The organism is Pontibacter sp. HSC-36F09, from assembly GCF_024171605.1.
GTDB lineage: Bacteria > Bacteroidota > Bacteroidia > Cytophagales > Hymenobacteraceae > Pontibacter.
Map to the genome: position 1 here is coordinate 116,449 of NZ_JALKAA010000007.1, position 15,935 is coordinate 132,383.

A 15,935-nucleotide genomic window follows, 5' to 3' on the forward strand; every position below is an offset into this window, starting at 1 on the left:
AACGGGAGAATTCTGGATAATTAAGTTCTTAACTCAATACTCTGCACCCGCGACAAAACCCCAAACTCCCAAACTCAATATATGCTTGACAGAATACGTGTTTTGCTGGTGGATGATGATGAGGATGATTTCATCATTGCGCGGGATATTATGGACGATATACCCGGGCGCAACTATGTGCTCGAGTGGGCGCCTTCCTTTAGCAAAGCAATTGACATTATCAGGGAGCAGAGGCATCATGTATACCTGGTCGATTTCAGGCTGGGGGCGCATGATGGGCTGGAATTGATTGAGCAGGCGGTAAACGAAGGTATAGCAGCACCGTTTATTCTGCTGACAGGCCAGAGCGACCGCGAAACCGACGAGAAAGCTATGCGGGTCGGAGCGCAGGATTACCTGGTGAAGGGTACTTTCAATCCTTACGATCTGGAGCGCTCGATCAGGTATAGCATTGAACACGCCAAGAGCCTGACCGAAATTCAGAAGCTGAACACCGAACTGGAGCAGCGTGTTGAGGAGCGTACACAGGAACTGGCAGCAGCAATACAAAACCTGGAGAAGGCAAACCGGACGCTAAAAAAGGCGCAGACTGAAATATACAAGGCACTGCAGAAGGAGAAGGAACTGCACGAACTCAAGTCGCGCTTCGTGACCATTGCCTCGCATGAGTTTCGCACGCCGCTCAGCACGGTTCTTTCCTCAGCATCGCTTATCACCAAGTATAAAACTGCCGAAGACGATGAAAAGCGCCTGAAACACGTGGGCCGGATCAAATCGGCGGTGCATAACCTGACCAATATCCTGAACGACTTCCTCTCGATCAGCAGGATGGAGGAGGGGAAGATCAACAACGTACCAAGTACCTTTGATCTGCAGGGTTTCTCGGCAGAAGTGGTCGACGAAATGCAGGGCTTCCTGAAAGAGGGGCAGCGCATTGACTACCGGCACGAAGGCACGCAGCAGACGGTATACCTGGACAAGCAGCTCATGCGCAACGTCATGATCAACCTGCTCTCCAATGGCAGCAAATACTCAGGAGAGGATAGTACGATCTGGTTTACGACCTCTATACTAAGGGATGTCGTGATGCTGGAAGTGCGGGACGAGGGGATCGGTATACCTGACGAAGACAAAACGCACTTGTTTACGCCTTTCTTCAGAGCGCAGAACGTTACCAACATACAGGGAACGGGTCTGGGGCTGAACATCGTTAAAAAATATGTAGAAATAATGGGTGGCGAGTTGTGCTATGAAAGCCAACTGGGCCACGGCACCACCTTCACCATCACTTTGCCATATACCGCACAGATATGAAAAAGATATTACTGATTGAAGATAATCAGGAGATACGGGAGAACACAGCTGAGATCCTGTCACTGGCCAACTACCAGGTAATTGAGGCACCTAACGGCAGACTGGGCGTTGACCTGGCTAAAAAAGAACACCCGGACCTGATCATCTGCGATATCATGATGCCCCAGCTCGATGGCTACGGCGTGCTGCACATGCTCAGCAAATACCCCGAAACGGCGAGTATTCCCTTCGTATTTCTGACTGCCAAATCAGAAAAAGAAGACTTCCGCAAAGGCATGAACCTGGGCGCAGACGATTACCTGACAAAGCCCTTCGATGATGTGGAGTTGCTGGATGTGGTGGAGATGCGCCTGAAGAAAAATGAGATCATGAAGGCTGAGTTTCAGCGCAACGTGCAGGGCCTCGACAACTTTATACAGGAGGCAAAAGGGTATGAGGAGCTCAACAAACTGATCTCCGAAAACCGTCGTGTGACGGTGTTCCGCAAAAAACAGCATTTGTTCTCGGAAGGCAATTATCCTAGCAACTTGTATTTCCTGAATAAGGGCAAGATCAAGACCTACAAATCGAACGAAGAAGGCCGTGAGTACATCACCTGCCTCTACAAAGACGGTGATTTTATCGGCTACCTCGATTTGCTGGAAGAGAAGGCCTACCGCGAGTCGGCGATGGCGCTGGAGGACTCCGAGGTATACATCATTCCGCGCGAGGACTTCTATACCTTGCTCTACCAGAACCGCGACGTAGCAGGCAAGTTCATCAAGATCCTGTCCGATAACCTGGCCGACCGGGAAGAGCGCCTGCTGAAACTGGCCTACAACTCGGTGCGCAAGCGTGTAGCGGAAGCGTTGCTGTTCGTGGAAAGGCAGTACAAGGAGGACCCGAACTACAAGTCAGAAGTATCGATCACGCGCGAGGATCTGGCCAGTATTGTGGGAGCCTCCAAAGAGACGGTTATCCGCACCCTGGCTGATTTTAAAGACGAGCACCTGATCGACACCCGCGGCAGCAAGATCACGATTCTGAATGCGCAGAAACTGGAGCGGATGCGGAATTAGTGGAAACATTGACATTTCTTCTGCCTGAAAGTGACGAAAGTCATACTTTCCGAACCCAGGTTTTAAGAAATTTGCATTGTATCTGAGAGAAAGACATGCAAAACCAGTTTAAAGCCCTTACATTATCTTACAAGCAAGCACCTATCGCCATTCGTGAAGCCGTATCGCTGAACGAGATCGGCTGTCGTAATCTGCTCGATAAGATACGCGAGTTTACCAGTGCGCAGGATGTGATGGTGCTTTCTACCTGTAACCGTACAGAGGTATACTACGCCGCTGCACAGGACCTTTCCCGCGAAATCATCAAACTGATTGCGATTGAGAAGGGCTTTATCGCAACAAAAGAAATTTCAACTTATTTCCAGCACATCACCGATCACCAGCAGGCAGTGCAGCACTTATTTTATGTGTCGCTCGGACTGGAGTCGCAGGTGGTGGGCGATATGCAGATACTGAATCAGGTGAAAAAAGCCTACCAGTGGGCAGCCGATGCCGATATGGCCGGTCCTTTTCTGCACAGGCTGATGCATACCATTTTCTATACCAACAAGCAGGTATTTAACCAGACCGCCTTTTTTGACGGTGCTGCTTCGGTATCGTATGCCACGGTGGAGTTGGTAGAGGAACTGACCAGAGGTATGGTTGATCCGCGTGTATTGATGATCGGGGTAGGGGAGATCGGTGCCAACGTGTGCGACAACTTCGGCAAGTCGAAGATCAGCAACGTGACCATCGCCAACCGCACGCATCATAAGGCGCTTGAACTGGCGCAGAAAACCAATGCGCGTGCTATTTACTGGGAGAACGTTTGGGAAGAAATGGCGAATGCAGATGTGGTGATCTCGTCTGTGCCAGGCGACTGCTTCTTTATCGGACAGGCTGATGTAGCACAGTTAGGTGAAAATGCACCACAGTTTTTTGTGGACCTTTCCATGCCGCGCAGCATCGATGCTGCCATTGAAGCCTTGCCAAACGCCAAGGTATACAACGTAGACAATATTCGTAACCGTGCCACGGAGGCGCTGACCATGCGTATGGCCGCTATACCTCAGGTGAAGGAAATCATTGCGGAAGCCATGGTTGAATTCAACGCATGGACCCGCGAGATGGCGATGTCGCCGGCCCTGCAGCAGTTCAAGAGTCGCCTGGAGGAAATCCGTCAGCAGGAGCTGGCCCGCTATACCAAAAAGCTGGGCGATGAGCAGAAAGAACTCGTGGAGGCCATCACCAAAAACATCCTCAACAAGATCGTGAAACTACCAGCCCTGGAGCTGAAGGCTGCCTGCCAGCGTGGTGAGTCTGAGGCGCTGCTCGAAGGTCTGAGCGCGCTCTTCAACCTGGATAAGCAGGAAGCCTAGGCTATACCTGAAATGCCGTCAATAAAAGTAATTGCTCTTTGGGACATCTATGTCCCGAAGCTAACTGTTGGGGATGTCCACATCCCCGTATGCTGGTAAACGCGGACTTGGATGCCCACAGCAGATGGGGGTAGTGCCCTCTATAAGATCCGGACAAAGGTGTCCAAATCAGCTTTCCTTAAATTGAGGGTATTGGGGTTATACCTGACAAGGCTTAATAATACTTGATCGGGATTGAGAAAACCTTCAGAATGTCGGGCACTTTAAACCGCGCTTCCCGCTGATCTTGCTGTATTTTCTGACCATATCGAAAGTTGGCGTCCGCATTCATGGCGGGCATTTCCGTAATCGATTTGTAAACGAAGGGCGGAGGTATAACGGGGAGTTGATCTTTAGGGTCTTCAGGGAGTCTGGTGCGAAGAACGGCTTGTCTCAGATCATATTCCGTTGCCCAAGGCATCACATCTACTGTGGGCAACTTATTCTCTTTTCTTTCGAGCACAATTTTTAGCGTCAGCTGGTTTTCGCTAGTCTCCGCAGGTATAGCCAGGTATAGCTTCTCGTAACCGAGGGCCCCGAATACCACCGTATCGCCTGCCACAACCGGCATCGAAAAATAACCGCTTTTGCGTGTATATGTCCCTCTTGTGGTGCCCGGCACATACACGGCCACGCCTTCCAGAGCCGTGACGCTATCGCTTGCATACACCATACCTGAGAACTGAATCACCTGTTTAGCTATAGGCCGACTGTGCTGTCCCAGCGTTGCTGTGCTAACCAGGAGTAACAACAGAAAAGTAGCAACGGAGAGAACCAGGTTTCTTTTCATAGTGCGCAGGTATAGCCGGAACCGTTATTGCCTCACCGTGACATAAGCCGCCAACCGGCCACCTACACCTTTTTCCCAGTCGCCCAGGCTGGCTTTTCGGGAGTAGAAGCTGCCACCGAGCGCAGCGCCGTAAGTGAAAATGTATTTCTCGTGCTTGCTGTAATCGGGCAGGTACTCTATACCTAAAAAGAAATCCTCGTCTACCACCAGGCCATACTGCTCAAGCGGAACCGTGACCCAGCCCTGCGTAAGCGGCAGCCGCCTGATGATGCTCTTCTCGACCAATCGCTCACCCGGCATACCTGCTGTGTTCTTATACAGATTAATGCGGAAGGTAGCGGAATCGAGTTTGATGCTGCGCAGGTATACCGTGGCAGACAGAATTTCGGAAGTTTTGTTGTTGAGGTTGATAAACTTGCCCAGTTCCGAGATGTCCTCTGAGTGAACAGTTTCAGCAGAACCATAAAGAAATGGATTGCGAGAAGTGGTGCCGATTTTTTTGATCTTAGACGCTTTGCTGCTGATGACAACTTCGCGCAATGCGGTGGTTTTTTCGGTGAGCTCGAAGTGGGTGCTGTGGTCGGAGAGGATAGAAGAAACTGGCAGCGAAAGCTCGTTGTACCCAATGGCTGAGAAAGTAAGCGTGTCCTGCCGGTTTTCTTCTTTCAGGTTGATTTTAAAGCTGCCGTCCGGCCTGGTTGCCGTCCCTATGTTCTTCTTTTTGACGCCGATGTTGACGTAAGGTATAGCCTCCTGCTGTGCTGCGCTCTGAACGGTACCGCTTATCTGAAAGCCTTGTCCAAAGGTGATGCTGGTTGTGAGCAGCAAGATAAAAGTGATAAGCAGTCGGGTCAGTTTGTTTTCTGGCATTGTGTGAATCTCCTGATGGTTTTAGCTAGTTGATCCCTGTTTAGGCATAGCTGTTATCTGGAAGATTCAATTTTTGTAACATAGGTTGCAAGTGCCATGGCAAATCTCGCAACAATGGATTGGTGATCGGTTTCTTGCTGCTGAGCAGCAATGCTTTAACAAATATCTGGTGTAGGTGTTTTAAAAGAACTCTTTTGGGTATTTTACTTCTCCGCTTATACCTGCCAGACCATTTTCGACAAGTTCCACAGCCATAGCGTTTGCATCAGGAACCTCGAAAGGAAAGGTTATTCCGAAAGTGGATGCTCGTTTGTAGCCGAAACGGGGATAGTAGTTTTCGTGGCCTACCAAAATAAATGAGGTATAGCCTAAGCTTTTGGCGACTTTGTGCGCCTGTTCAATCAGCATGGCACCTATACCTTGGTGCTGGTAGGCAGGCAGTACCGCCACTGGCGCCAACGAGAGTGACTCAAACAGCTGTTGTTTGTTTTTGATTTCAAGCTTAGTCAGCAAGATGTGGCCAACTACTTTCACTCCCTTCACCGCCACCAGCGAAAGCTTAGGTATAAAAGAATTTGATTTGCGAAGGCGTTCCGCCAGAAACTGCTCCTTATGATCGCTCATTTTCAAATCACGGAAAGCCTGCTCTATTAATAAAAATACAGAGGGATAGTCTGTGGGATTCTCCTGTCGAATGTGGATGGTAGGTAGTTTATACCTTGTCGTACTTGCAACGGGTTTGCCTGATAAGGTGTGCGAGGCGGAGCTGAAGCATATATGTTCTTTTATATTTCAGACAAACTCACTCAAAGGTCTTATGGCTATAGAACTTTCTCTTAGTTTAGCTAAAGCCCTTTTTTCAGTTTCTTCATTTGAAAAGCTAATCAATAAACTACTTTTTGCAACTTCAGGAAACCTTGTAGCTTCACCATTTGCCAGTTGTTTCAGTTCATTATACCTATCATCATCTCTTCTCACAAATCCTTTAGGTACTAAGTTTGGACTGAGCCACATCCATTGTCCATTTATATTACTTCGATATATCGGGTAGCCTTGTTCGTAAGAGTTAGGGGCTTCAAATTCGACACCTAAACTTTGCTCTATATCTTTAGCAACTTTCTCAATTGATTCATTGGTTTCTATCACAAACTCTCCATCAGTTTTAACAACTAACTTAGACAAATATTCAGCGAAGGAATCTGCTACTATGGATTGAATCTCACTATCTGGCGCAATCAAAGCAATTTGCGGATTTAACCTGTCTTGTCTGTAATCAAGGCACATAAACAAATGCCCGTCGTCATCAAATGGAACAAGTCCGTCTAATTTGAAACTTACCCAGTCATTATATTCAGACCAATCGACATCGGTCAAGGAAGGATAATGTGGTCCGATACCATAAATGAGAGTATGTTCAAACCCTGGTAGCGTTTTTCTAATATAACCGCCATTTTGTGTTTTTAACAGTTCGATATATTCATTTGGCAGTTTGTACCCGATTTTCTTCTCTGCATCTTCAAGTAACTCAGCTGTCAATGGTGGTTGAATATAAGGCAAGTAGAGAGGCTTTTCCCAGATTGATTCCAATTCATTCATTATTTGCCAATTGAATATAACGACTAGTATAAAATACGTGCAAGCCATCGGTCGTGGCATGTTTTTTATACCTTGTTATGTGGTGATTTTTCTTGGGTTTTATGCGTTTCTGTCCAATCTTTTAGGTGTGAGTCAAACTCTTTGAACATATCCTCAAAATTGGTTGCATATTCTTCTGTTTCTTCAAACTCATCCTCATGAGTAAGGGTAACAATCGGATAGTCGTTTTCCGCAGATCCTTTGTTTGCATTAAATGCTACAACTCCGTAATCAGATAAACGGGCAAAAGGCAGGTAATTTCTCTCTACCAGGTTCCAGTAGTATTCTTCTATTTCTTCCTTTGTATTGCTAACTAATTTTTCTGGGATATTAGGAAAGAATGATACTCCATATTCCCCTAATTGAAGTTCAAGGAAATGTCGGTGTTGGAGAAACATTTTGTAAGTTGAGGGAAGTTTATGTCCAAAGTAGTCCTCAAGTTCTTTGATTTCTTTATCCGTAACCGTTGAATTGATTGGCTTCCAGTATACAGAATCCTCAAACTCACCCATTTTTTCTGCGTCAAGCATTACCTGAGGCACTTCTTTCTCTGGTGCGAAGAGGCCTCCGATTTCCTGCATGAAGGCGAAATATTTATCAACAACCACTTTAATCTTATTCATTTCTATTATTCAAAATACCACATAACTACTGTGTAAACATCACTATGTCGTATATCCGCCATATAGGCGAACAATTTATACCAACCCCGCTCCACCCAACACTTCCAGTTCCTGGCCTTTCTCGGGTCTGCCAGCCAGCAGGGGCATGGCTTGTGCGATGAGCTCTTTCGCACCGGGCACCTGAAGGGAGTTGTCGTGGTCTTCTTTGCTGTCCCAAACCTCGGTTACCCATACGGCATCAGATCCGGTGCTTTCCTGGCTTACCAGGTATAGCCGACACCCTTTTGCTGTTGAAACCAGCTTAGAAGCTTCCAGGAGAATCCGGGCAAGTTGTGCGCCATTACCGGCTGTCGCTTCTAGTTTTCCATGCAGACCGTATTTGCTCATAAGTCAGGTATAAAAGTGTAAGGTATGTTACTGCTATACCTATCAAGTGAGTGATATAGCTACTAAATATAGAAATTATCTATGTATTTGTTATTCCATAGCATTATAAGTGGCTACTAAAATCATACTATCGGCAAACATGCTTCATTTTATTCCTGCATATCATAGTCATTCATGGATTGCTTGTTGACAAACATAAAAAAACAGCAGCCGATCCACCCCGGTCAGCTGCTGCTTTTTTTACTATTAAAGTCAGAAAGTCCGATTTACTACTAAACCCTCAAACTCCTAAATTCACTAACTCTACTGGTCCCACCACAGTGGCTCTGACAAGACAGGTGAATCCGGGGTATTTGGGTTCTTGCTGGTCTCACCCTGCGGATATGCCAGTCTGCGGATGTAAGTAGGCAGCGCCGCATTGGCAGGCAGCGTGAAGCTGGCATATTGGTAATCGTAGCGTCTGGCATCGTTCCAGGCTTCCGGGTTGAGGTACGTCACCACATACTTCTCCTTGAAAATCAGGTCGAGGGTCAGGTTGGCGGCTCCCACACCTACCACGGGGTTGCTCAGGTAAGCTTCCCGCTCTGCCACCGGTACTTCAAGCTTGTCCATGTTGGCGCGTATACCTTCCAGATAAGCGTTATAGGCGCGCTGCCTATCACCTGCACGGAAAGCCGCTTCCGCTTCAACGAACTTCATCTCGGCATAGGAGACAATGGTAAGTGGAGACGCTTCGCCAGTTAAAGGGGAGTTGCGCGAGATGTATACCTCGTCCTTCACCGTGTTGTTGGCCGGGCCCACGTTGCCTACGCCGTTCGGAGTGCCTACGTAAGTACCAGTCACCGTTGGGTCCGTGATACGGGATATGCGGGGGTCCACTACGCCATAGGTGGTACCATTGAGGTGGTTTACCAGCTGCTCCGAAAGCCAGCCACCCAATATAAGGGAGGCATTGCTTCGCGCTACTTCAGCCCAGGGATTCCGGAGCGCGAACACGGCCATCTCGGCATCGTCGGCATTGGACTTGTATGAGTTCTCTACTGCGCTCAGCACAGCAGCGGGGTCATAGGATGGTTGCTTGCTCACTTTGTTGAGTAATCTGGCTTTTAAGGCGTACGCTGTCTTGATCCACGCATCCTTGTCGCCGCCATGGATCAGGTCGTTGGCATCGTCGAGCACTACCTTAGAATCGGTTTTCTGGAGTTCGGCTATACCTTCGTCAAGCAGGCGCAATTCCTCGGCATTCAGCTCTTCCTCTGTATCAAAACCAGGGGTCAGGGTGCTGTTGACGAAGCCCTCTGAATACGGCGCATCGCCCCAGAGGTCTGTCACCAGGCTCAGGTGATAGGACATCAGGATGTTGGCCACGCCCACATAGTCCGAGGCGCCTTCCTCTATACCTTTCTGCCTCATGTCGTAGATGTCGGCCATAGCCAGGTATAGCGCATCCCAGGTGCCGGTATAATCTGTTACCTGGTAGGTGTCGGTGCCACTGCCGGCCGTGGGGCTGGCCACATACTGCACAAAGAAAGAGGTGGTAGCGGCTACCCGCTGGCTGTTCAGGCCGGTCTTGTGGGTAGTAGTGGAGAGCAGCGCACTGAGTGGCGCAACAGGAACCAGGTTCGGGTTATCATTCAGATCAAAGTAGTCTTCACAGCTTTGTAAACCCATCGCAGCCCCTAGCATTGTAAAGGCGAGTGCGTATCTAACTATCTTTTTCATAATGTTTCTCTCTTTTTAGAACCCAAGGTTCAGGGTGAACAGGTAGCTTCTCACGGCCGGGTAAGTAAAACCAGCGAACCCGTCTACGTTGCTGCCGCTCGGGTTGGAGCTGTTTTCCGGGTCAAATCCTGAATAGTCAGTGGACAGCCACAGGTTGTTGCCAGTCAAGGAGACGGAGGCATTGCGAATGAAGATATCCTCAAACCACTGGCCAGGCAGGGCGTAACTGAGTGTCAGCGAGCGCAGGCGCACCCACGTGGCATCCTCCACAAACTCCTCTGATACGCCCCGGTGGAAGCGGCGGTAGAAACCATCTCCGTAGTTGACTCCATCCGGACCCACGCCCTGGCCCAGCCATACTTGCTTGGTGTTTGGGGTACCGTCAGCCAGCACACCTTCAAATACCTTGGTCTCGTTGCGGTTCTCTGTATAGTCGGCAATGCCGAAGGCGGAGAAGAAGTTGCCCATCTGGTTGTATTTCTCGTGGCCCACGCGGGCATCCAGCAATGCTGTCAGACTCAGACCTTTGTAAGTGAAGGTGTTGGTGAAGCCTCCGATCCAGTCTGGCTGTGAGTTGCCCACAATTTTCTGCTTGGAGAGCGGCGCACGTACCGGAAAGCCATCCGGGCCAATCAGCAAAGGCCTGTCTTCGTCAATAAACAGCGGATCTTCCTCTTCTCCGGGGCCGTAGTAGCGCTGCCAGCTGGAACCGTAAATGTTTCCGTAAGGTTGCCCAGGTATCAGCTTCATGGAGACGGTAGAGCTCAGGTAACCAAACTGGGAGGCGTAAGGAATCTCCTCCAGCCCTTCGCGTATGCTCAGGATTTTGTTGCGGTTGGCTGAGAAAATCACCTTGGTATCCCAGCTGAAGTCATTTGACCTGACAGGGGTCGCATTCAATACGATCTCTATACCTTTATTGCGCATTTTCCCCGAGTTCACGGCGGCCCGCACGAAGCCCGTAGAGGCTGCCACATTAATCGGCAGGATCTGGTCTTTGCTCAGCGAGTAGTAGTAGGTGAAGTCGAAGCCCAGTCGGTTGTCCAGAAACGCCATTTCCAGGCCTGCCTCAAAGGTGTTCGTGAATTCGGGTTTAAGATTTGGATTACCAAGCAGCTCGCTACGTGTATAGCCGGTGAAGCCCGTAGGGAACCCCAGGTAAGGGGAGAAACCGGATGAAGTAGAGTAGCGGGGCGCATCCTTGCCAATCTGGGCGTAGGATAGGCGCAGCTTGCTTTGGTTGATGAAGGCCGGCAATTCAAAATGCTCCGAGAACACGTAGCTCAAACTGGCAGACGGATAGAAGAAGGAATTGTTAGACTTGCTTAGCGTTGAGGTGATATCGTTTCGTCCTGTCAGCGTCAGGAAAAGGAAGTCGCGGTAATCGATGGACGCCTCCCCGAAAACACCCATCAGTCTATACCCCGACTGGTCATCTCTTGGTGTGAGTGCCCGTGCGTTCCGCAGGTCAAAAAAGTCGAACACGGTCAGCTCATCGCCCTCCACCCCAAAGCTTCTCACCTGTTCATCGTAGAGCTCGTGGCCCAGGCGGAACGTTGCATTGAAGTTCTCTCCAAAGCCAGTTGTCGCGGTGGCGATGAAGTTGGAGTTGATGGAGCGGAATTTGGTGGTATACTCATATACGAAGCCCAGCCCGTTGTCTTCCAGCACCCGTTCATCGGCAAAGCCGCGTTCCCCTGGTGCGGTGCGGGTCCGGTCGTCGGTATAGCTGTCCAACCCGATACGGTAGCTCAGGTCCAGCCATTTGAGAGGGGTATAGCCCAAGTGCACACTGCCGATAAAACGGTTCACGTCGTCTTCCATCTTGTTGGTGGCGGCTGCATAAATGGCGTTATCGTTGCCGTAACTCTGCATGGTGCCATCCGGCTTTTTGTAATCCTCCACGTCCCAGCGTGGCGACCAGTAGCTGAGCATCTCATTGAATCGGTCAGCGTTGTAACGCATACCTCCTGATTTAGAGAAGTTGAAGTTGGCGCCTGTCCGTACTTTGTCGCTCAGCTTTACATCGGTGTTCAGACGGGCAGAGAAGTTTTCGAAATCCGTGAAAGGCAGCACGCCCTCATGTTTCAGGTGGGAGAGGGAAGAGAGGTAGGTGATGGTCTCGTTGCCACCTGAGAAAGACAGTGAGTTCCGGAACTGGTGGCCCATCTCATAAGCATCCTCAAAGTGTTTGTAGAGTTTTTCGGGGTGTGTCGGGTCGAGTTTCCGTGCCTCTTCCACTGTGGGTCCCCATGATGGCCAAAAGCTGGTGGGGTCGTATACACCGGTATAGCCCTGGGTATAGGTTTCCTGTGTCTTTGGAAATTTGTTCACTTCCTCTATACCAGCCGTGCTAGTCAAACTCACACGCAAGGCACCAGCCTCGCCTCTTTTCGTGGTGATGACCACCACCCCGTTTGCACCTCGGAGTCCGTAGAGCGCTGTGGCCGCGCCGCCCTTCAGCACGTTAATGCTCGCGATATCGTCCGGGTTGATATCTGCCAGGCGGTTGCTCATGCCCCGGAGTTCCGCGCCCGCCCCGAAGGTGGAGGTGGAGTTGTCCATCAGTACGCCGTCAATGACGAAGAGCGGCTGGTTGTTGCGAGTAGGGTCAATGGAGTTGATGCCCCTGATCTGGATGCTGGTACCCTGACCTGGTGCACCACCCGTACTGGAAATGGTAGCACCGGCCACCTTGCCCTGCATAGCATTGAGCACGTTGGGCTGGCGGTGCTGCGTCAGTTCCTCCGCCTGTACCGACTGTGCGGCATACCCCAGCGCCTTTTTCTCGCGGGTGATACCCAGCGCCGTTACCATCACCTCGCCAAGCTCCTGCGCATCGAGATTCAGTGTCACATTAACAGTAGCCTGACTGCCCACCGGCACTTCTCTTGTCTGGTAGCCCAGAAAGCGAAAAACCAGGATAGCATTGTTGTCGGGTACCTGTAGCTGGTAGTTGCCCTCAGCGTCGGTTGGTGTACCGGTAGTGGTGCCTTTTATGGTCACGCTGACCCCGGGCAGGCCCTGTCCTGTGTCAGAGGCGGTTACCCGTCCGCTAACCTGCCGCTGCTGTGCCCAGGCACCTGAGGTGCCAAGCACAAATAGCATGAATAAAATGAATGTAAAGGTGTTCTTCATAATGATCTCATTTAGTGAATCATAGAATTTATTTAAAGCGCATTGACAATCAGGTATTCAGTCTCTTGGGTAGCTTAAGAGCATACGCAGCTTGCTTACCTTGCACTGTAAGGTATAGCAAACCAAGACGTATGCCTGCTGTTGTTAAAATGTGGTGGAATGTCACCAAGCATAAGCGAGCGTCTGGTTAGCTATAGCGGACTATTGAAGTATATAAAAAAAAATTTGTCTTATATACGTAGAGTCTGCAGAAATGGGAGGTTTTGGACCACAAAATATGCAGCTAACTGCAAGGTTTATCCTAGATCCGATAAATTTTGGCAGCTACGTGGGTTAGCCGGCAATCGGTATAAGCTATAGAAGTACATATTTGTACAGTACCAATTTGTAAACCCTGCTATTGCCGTAGAAGAGGATAGCGGTGATATCTACTTTGGTACTACAAACAGATAGCCAGCTTCCTGCAGCGTTTCGTATAAAGGGCATGGAAGTCATTATTATCGCATGCGTGCTTATCCTTTATGGCGTGGGTTACTTTGTGTACTACATGTATGGCAGGGATAGAAATAAGAAGCGCAGCAAGAAGTTATACGATCACCTATGGCCATAAAAAAACAGGCCGCCCCATGGTTAGGGCAGCCTGTTCTGCATATTGGTGGTTTTGAGAATTTGCTTATACGTGTGCTTTCTTTTGCAGGGCGGTAACCTGATCGGTCAGTTCCGCCACCAGGTTCATCTCTGTTTGTAGCTCACGCTTGATCTTGATCTCGCGCTCACGGGCATTCTTCTTAAACTCGGCGAACTCGCGATCGATATTGTCAAACTCTTTCTTCTTCTGGTCAGTCACCTTCTTGCTGCTCTTGAACTGGGTGTACACTATGCCCAGCGCAATAAGGAGCAGGGCAATAATGGCCGTATTGATGATCACATAAATTTGCTTGTGAATCGGAATGCCCAGCACATGCAGGTTGTTCACTGCATCTTCACTCTGCTGCACGGCAGCTTCTTTTTGAGCGTTGTCAAGCTTCAGGGCTTCAATTTCTTTTTCCTGCTCGGTAATTCGGGCCTGCGCTGTCTCCAGATCCTGACGGGTTGCGTTCAGCTCCTTCACTTGCTTTTGCTCCACATCTTTGATCGTGGCCTGCACACTTTGCCAGAATGAGTTAAGTAAGGCGACATTCACCACTTTATACTCTCTGCTGCCTTCCATGTAGGAGTTGGACTTGCTTTTGAGATCGTTAAACTGCCCGGTCAAAGGAGTGGCAGACTTGTTCTCATTTTTAGCCGTTCCCTGTGCCTGCACTGCTGGTGCTGCTGTGGTCAGCACAATCAATAAGGAAAGAAAGAATGCTTTCATGTTTTTTGGAATAATGGTAAAAGTTGAATTGCGGTAAATATAAAAATAATATTTTTTTAAGAAAGTCGAATGGCTGATTTTATGCTGTAAATCCAAAAACCTTTTTACACTAACTTCAAAAGTTTATCTTTTATTGCCAAAACGCTCTCAAAAAGCTCGGACCAGTTGCACGGTCGGTCGTGCACGTGTGCTGGCTTTTCATGCAGGGTTAACACGCATAATTCTGTTAAAGTTCTGAGTGTTAGATGTAATAGTCTGATAAAGAGACTACCACACCACTGCCAGCGTAAAGGCCAGCACGATAATCGGGAAGATAAAATGCTGGTAAATGCTTGCCAGGCGGCTTTCAGTGTTATGCTTCTTGCGCTTGACAAACCGCAAAATAGAAGTGCCGATCAGGGAGGTGATCATGACATAAGTGAAAATAAAGATTTTGTCTGAAATAGTGGCGAACTCCATTTCCGGCTTGTAGGCTGAGAAGTACAGCGCAATGGAAGCGAGCAGCGACGTAACCTGTATTGCCTCCAGTGTTTCGAAGCGGAGCAGGGGTATAAACACAGAAAAATAAGTGATGATCAGGATGACGAGCAGTGGGGTGAAGACCTTCAGAAAGAAATCGATGCGCGCCCTGGAGAGCACATAGGTATAGTTGAATTTATAAAAAGGGATGGTGTGGCGTGATAGCTCAAAGGTGTTGACAGAACTGATAATGTCATGATCGAATCCTACATAATGGGCATTGTAATTTCAGCCTTTCACCTCAAATGTTGTGTCGCGGGAGGCGGGGTGGGAGGGCTGCACCAGAAAAGGCTTCAGAGCGATGGCCGGCTGAAACGAAATAGAAAAACGTTGTCTGTCAAACGGGTATTTGCGCAGGTCAGGTTCAAAAATAAACTTGCCGGATATTTTGTACAGGTAGTAATACAAATCCATATCGCCGGGTACATTACGCTGACGCACCAGGTTAATATCTAGGAGGTAGTCGTGGCTTGTTTCACTGCGGGCAGCATTTGTGAAGTCCAGCTGGTCAACCGAAAAACGTGCTGCTGAGGTCACCTCCAGGTAAAAAGAAGCGTAGAAGCTCCCCTCAATATCGCTTATCCGGTTGATCTGTACCAGGTCCATGTGGGTATAGAGGACAGGTATGGTGCGCAGAGTATCGTCCAGGGACATATACTGCCTTGGCGCCAGAATATGCTGCGACGCATAAGGTGGTTTCCAGGCGAGCAGCACATCTCCGGCAATGGCTCTTTCAGGCGTGAAGTACCAGTCATCGAACCAGCCTCTGTAGATGCGCCCACCTCCCATATACTGCTGCATTCCCTGGTTTATGCGCTCTCTGATAGGTATATCGGCACTGTCAGCCGCGGTTGAAGATCGGGCAGCCTCCACCAGTATGCCGATGCTGTCAGCAAGGCGGGCTCCAAAACTGAGTTGCAATTCCAGAGTCTGCCCATACCTGATCTCTTTTTGAAAAGTCGGAATCTGTTCCTGCAGCCGCAGGTTTAAGGTACCCGGTATAACTACCACGTTGAGGTCGTATAACTCGCCTGCCTGCTGCCCATTGGTTTGGGAAGCCACAAAACCCAGGTCGCCCAAAGCTGTATAGATGGGCATGGTGAGGCCATTCTTCCGGAGTTCCTG

Annotated in this window: 14 protein-coding genes; 3 read left to right on the forward strand and 11 right to left on the reverse strand. The window is 49.2% G+C overall.

What is annotated here, in order from left to right:
• Window positions 1-81: 81 nt before the first annotated feature.
• From L1278_RS17565 to hemA, 3 genes are all read left to right on the forward strand, one after another.
• The gene (locus L1278_RS17565) at window positions 82-1,314 is read left to right on the forward strand and encodes an ATP-binding protein (protein ID WP_253406333.1); all 1,233 of its coding nucleotides are present in this window, start codon (window positions 82-84) and stop codon (window positions 1,312-1,314) included.
• Entirely contained in the window at window positions 1,311-2,372 is a 1,062-nt protein-coding gene (locus L1278_RS17570; RefSeq protein ID WP_253406334.1) for a response regulator, read from the forward strand. The genes L1278_RS17565 and L1278_RS17570 overlap by 4 nt, the downstream gene beginning before the upstream one ends.
• A gap of 95 nt (window positions 2,373-2,467) precedes the next feature.
• The gene (hemA, locus tag L1278_RS17575; protein ID WP_253406335.1) at window positions 2,468-3,730 is read left to right on the forward strand and encodes a glutamyl-tRNA reductase; all 1,263 of its coding nucleotides are present in this window, start codon (window positions 2,468-2,470) and stop codon (window positions 3,728-3,730) included.
• A gap of 214 nt (window positions 3,731-3,944) precedes the next feature.
• Here the strand turns inward: hemA and L1278_RS17580 are convergent, their stop codons facing one another.
• From L1278_RS17580 to L1278_RS17630, 11 genes are all read right to left on the reverse strand, one after another.
• Complete coding sequence (locus L1278_RS17580) at window positions 3,945-4,559, reverse strand: carboxypeptidase-like regulatory domain-containing protein (protein ID WP_253406336.1); 615 nt, start codon at window positions 4,557-4,559, stop codon at window positions 3,945-3,947.
• A 24-nt stretch (window positions 4,560-4,583) separates the two neighbouring features.
• Complete coding sequence (locus L1278_RS17585; protein ID WP_253406337.1) at window positions 4,584-5,429, reverse strand: carboxypeptidase-like regulatory domain-containing protein; 846 nt, start codon at window positions 5,427-5,429, stop codon at window positions 4,584-4,586.
• Window positions 5,430-5,609: 180 nt separating this feature from the next.
• The gene (locus L1278_RS17590; RefSeq protein WP_253406363.1) at window positions 5,610-6,131 is read right to left on the reverse strand and encodes a GNAT family N-acetyltransferase; all 522 of its coding nucleotides are present in this window, start codon (window positions 6,129-6,131) and stop codon (window positions 5,610-5,612) included.
• A gap of 90 nt (window positions 6,132-6,221) precedes the next feature.
• Window positions 6,222-7,025, reverse strand: a complete 804-nt coding sequence (locus L1278_RS17595) for an SMI1/KNR4 family protein (protein WP_253406338.1) — start codon at window positions 7,023-7,025, stop codon at window positions 6,222-6,224.
• Between the two features lie 65 nt (window positions 7,026-7,090).
• Window positions 7,091-7,687 carry an SMI1/KNR4 family protein gene (locus L1278_RS17600; protein WP_253406339.1) on the reverse strand — a complete coding sequence of 199 codons (597 nt, stop codon included), beginning with the start codon at window positions 7,685-7,687 and terminating at the stop codon, window positions 7,091-7,093.
• Window positions 7,688-7,762: 75 nt separating this feature from the next.
• Window positions 7,763-8,074, reverse strand: a complete 312-nt coding sequence (locus tag L1278_RS17605; RefSeq protein ID WP_253406340.1) for a putative quinol monooxygenase — start codon at window positions 8,072-8,074, stop codon at window positions 7,763-7,765.
• A gap of 303 nt (window positions 8,075-8,377) precedes the next feature.
• Window positions 8,378-9,796: a SusD/RagB family nutrient-binding outer membrane lipoprotein gene (locus L1278_RS17610; protein ID WP_253406341.1), complete on the reverse strand. Its 1,419-nt coding sequence runs from the start codon at window positions 9,794-9,796 to the stop codon at window positions 8,378-8,380.
• A gap of 15 nt (window positions 9,797-9,811) precedes the next feature.
• Entirely contained in the window at window positions 9,812-12,934 is a 3,123-nt protein-coding gene (locus L1278_RS17615) for a SusC/RagA family TonB-linked outer membrane protein (RefSeq protein WP_253406342.1), read from the reverse strand.
• A 673-nt stretch (window positions 12,935-13,607) separates the two neighbouring features.
• Entirely contained in the window at window positions 13,608-14,291 is a 684-nt protein-coding gene (locus L1278_RS17620) for a hypothetical protein (protein WP_253406343.1), read from the reverse strand.
• Window positions 14,292-14,558: 267 nt separating this feature from the next.
• Complete coding sequence (locus L1278_RS17625; protein ID WP_253406344.1) at window positions 14,559-14,930, reverse strand: hypothetical protein; 372 nt, start codon at window positions 14,928-14,930, stop codon at window positions 14,559-14,561.
• 108 nt (window positions 14,931-15,038) lie between these two features.
• Window positions 15,039-15,908, reverse strand: coding sequence for a hypothetical protein (locus L1278_RS17630; protein ID WP_253406345.1), 870 nt, complete (start codon window positions 15,906-15,908; stop codon window positions 15,039-15,041).
• Window positions 15,909-15,935 lie beyond the last annotated feature (27 nt).

Coding starts and splice junctions, on each gene's coding strand:
- L1278_RS17565 (WP_253406333.1), top strand. CDS start 82: ATGCTTGACAGAATACGTGTTTTGCTGGTGGATGATGATGAGGATGAT.
- L1278_RS17570 (WP_253406334.1), top strand. CDS start 1,311: ATGAAAAAGATATTACTGATTGAAGATAATCAGGAGATACGGGAGAAC.
- hemA (WP_253406335.1), top strand. CDS start 2,468: ATGCAAAACCAGTTTAAAGCCCTTACATTATCTTACAAGCAAGCACCT.
- L1278_RS17580 (WP_253406336.1), bottom strand. CDS start 4,559: ATGAAAAGAAACCTGGTTCTCTCCGTTGCTACTTTTCTGTTGTTACTC.
- L1278_RS17585 (WP_253406337.1), bottom strand. CDS start 5,429: ATGCCAGAAAACAAACTGACCCGACTGCTTATCACTTTTATCTTGCTG.
- L1278_RS17595 (WP_253406338.1), bottom strand. CDS start 7,025: ATGAATGAATTGGAATCAATCTGGGAAAAGCCTCTCTACTTGCCTTAT.
- L1278_RS17600 (WP_253406339.1), bottom strand. CDS start 7,687: ATGAATAAGATTAAAGTGGTTGTTGATAAATATTTCGCCTTCATGCAG.
- L1278_RS17605 (WP_253406340.1), bottom strand. CDS start 8,074: ATGAGCAAATACGGTCTGCATGGAAAACTAGAAGCGACAGCCGGTAAT.
- L1278_RS17610 (WP_253406341.1), bottom strand. CDS start 9,796: ATGAAAAAGATAGTTAGATACGCACTCGCCTTTACAATGCTAGGGGCT.
- L1278_RS17615 (WP_253406342.1), bottom strand. CDS start 12,934: ATGAAGAACACCTTTACATTCATTTTATTCATGCTATTTGTGCTTGGC.
- L1278_RS17620 (WP_253406343.1), bottom strand. CDS start 14,291: ATGAAAGCATTCTTTCTTTCCTTATTGATTGTGCTGACCACAGCAGCA.
- L1278_RS17630 (WP_253406345.1), bottom strand. CDS start 15,908: ATGCCCATCTATACAGCTTTGGGCGACCTGGGTTTTGTGGCTTCCCAA.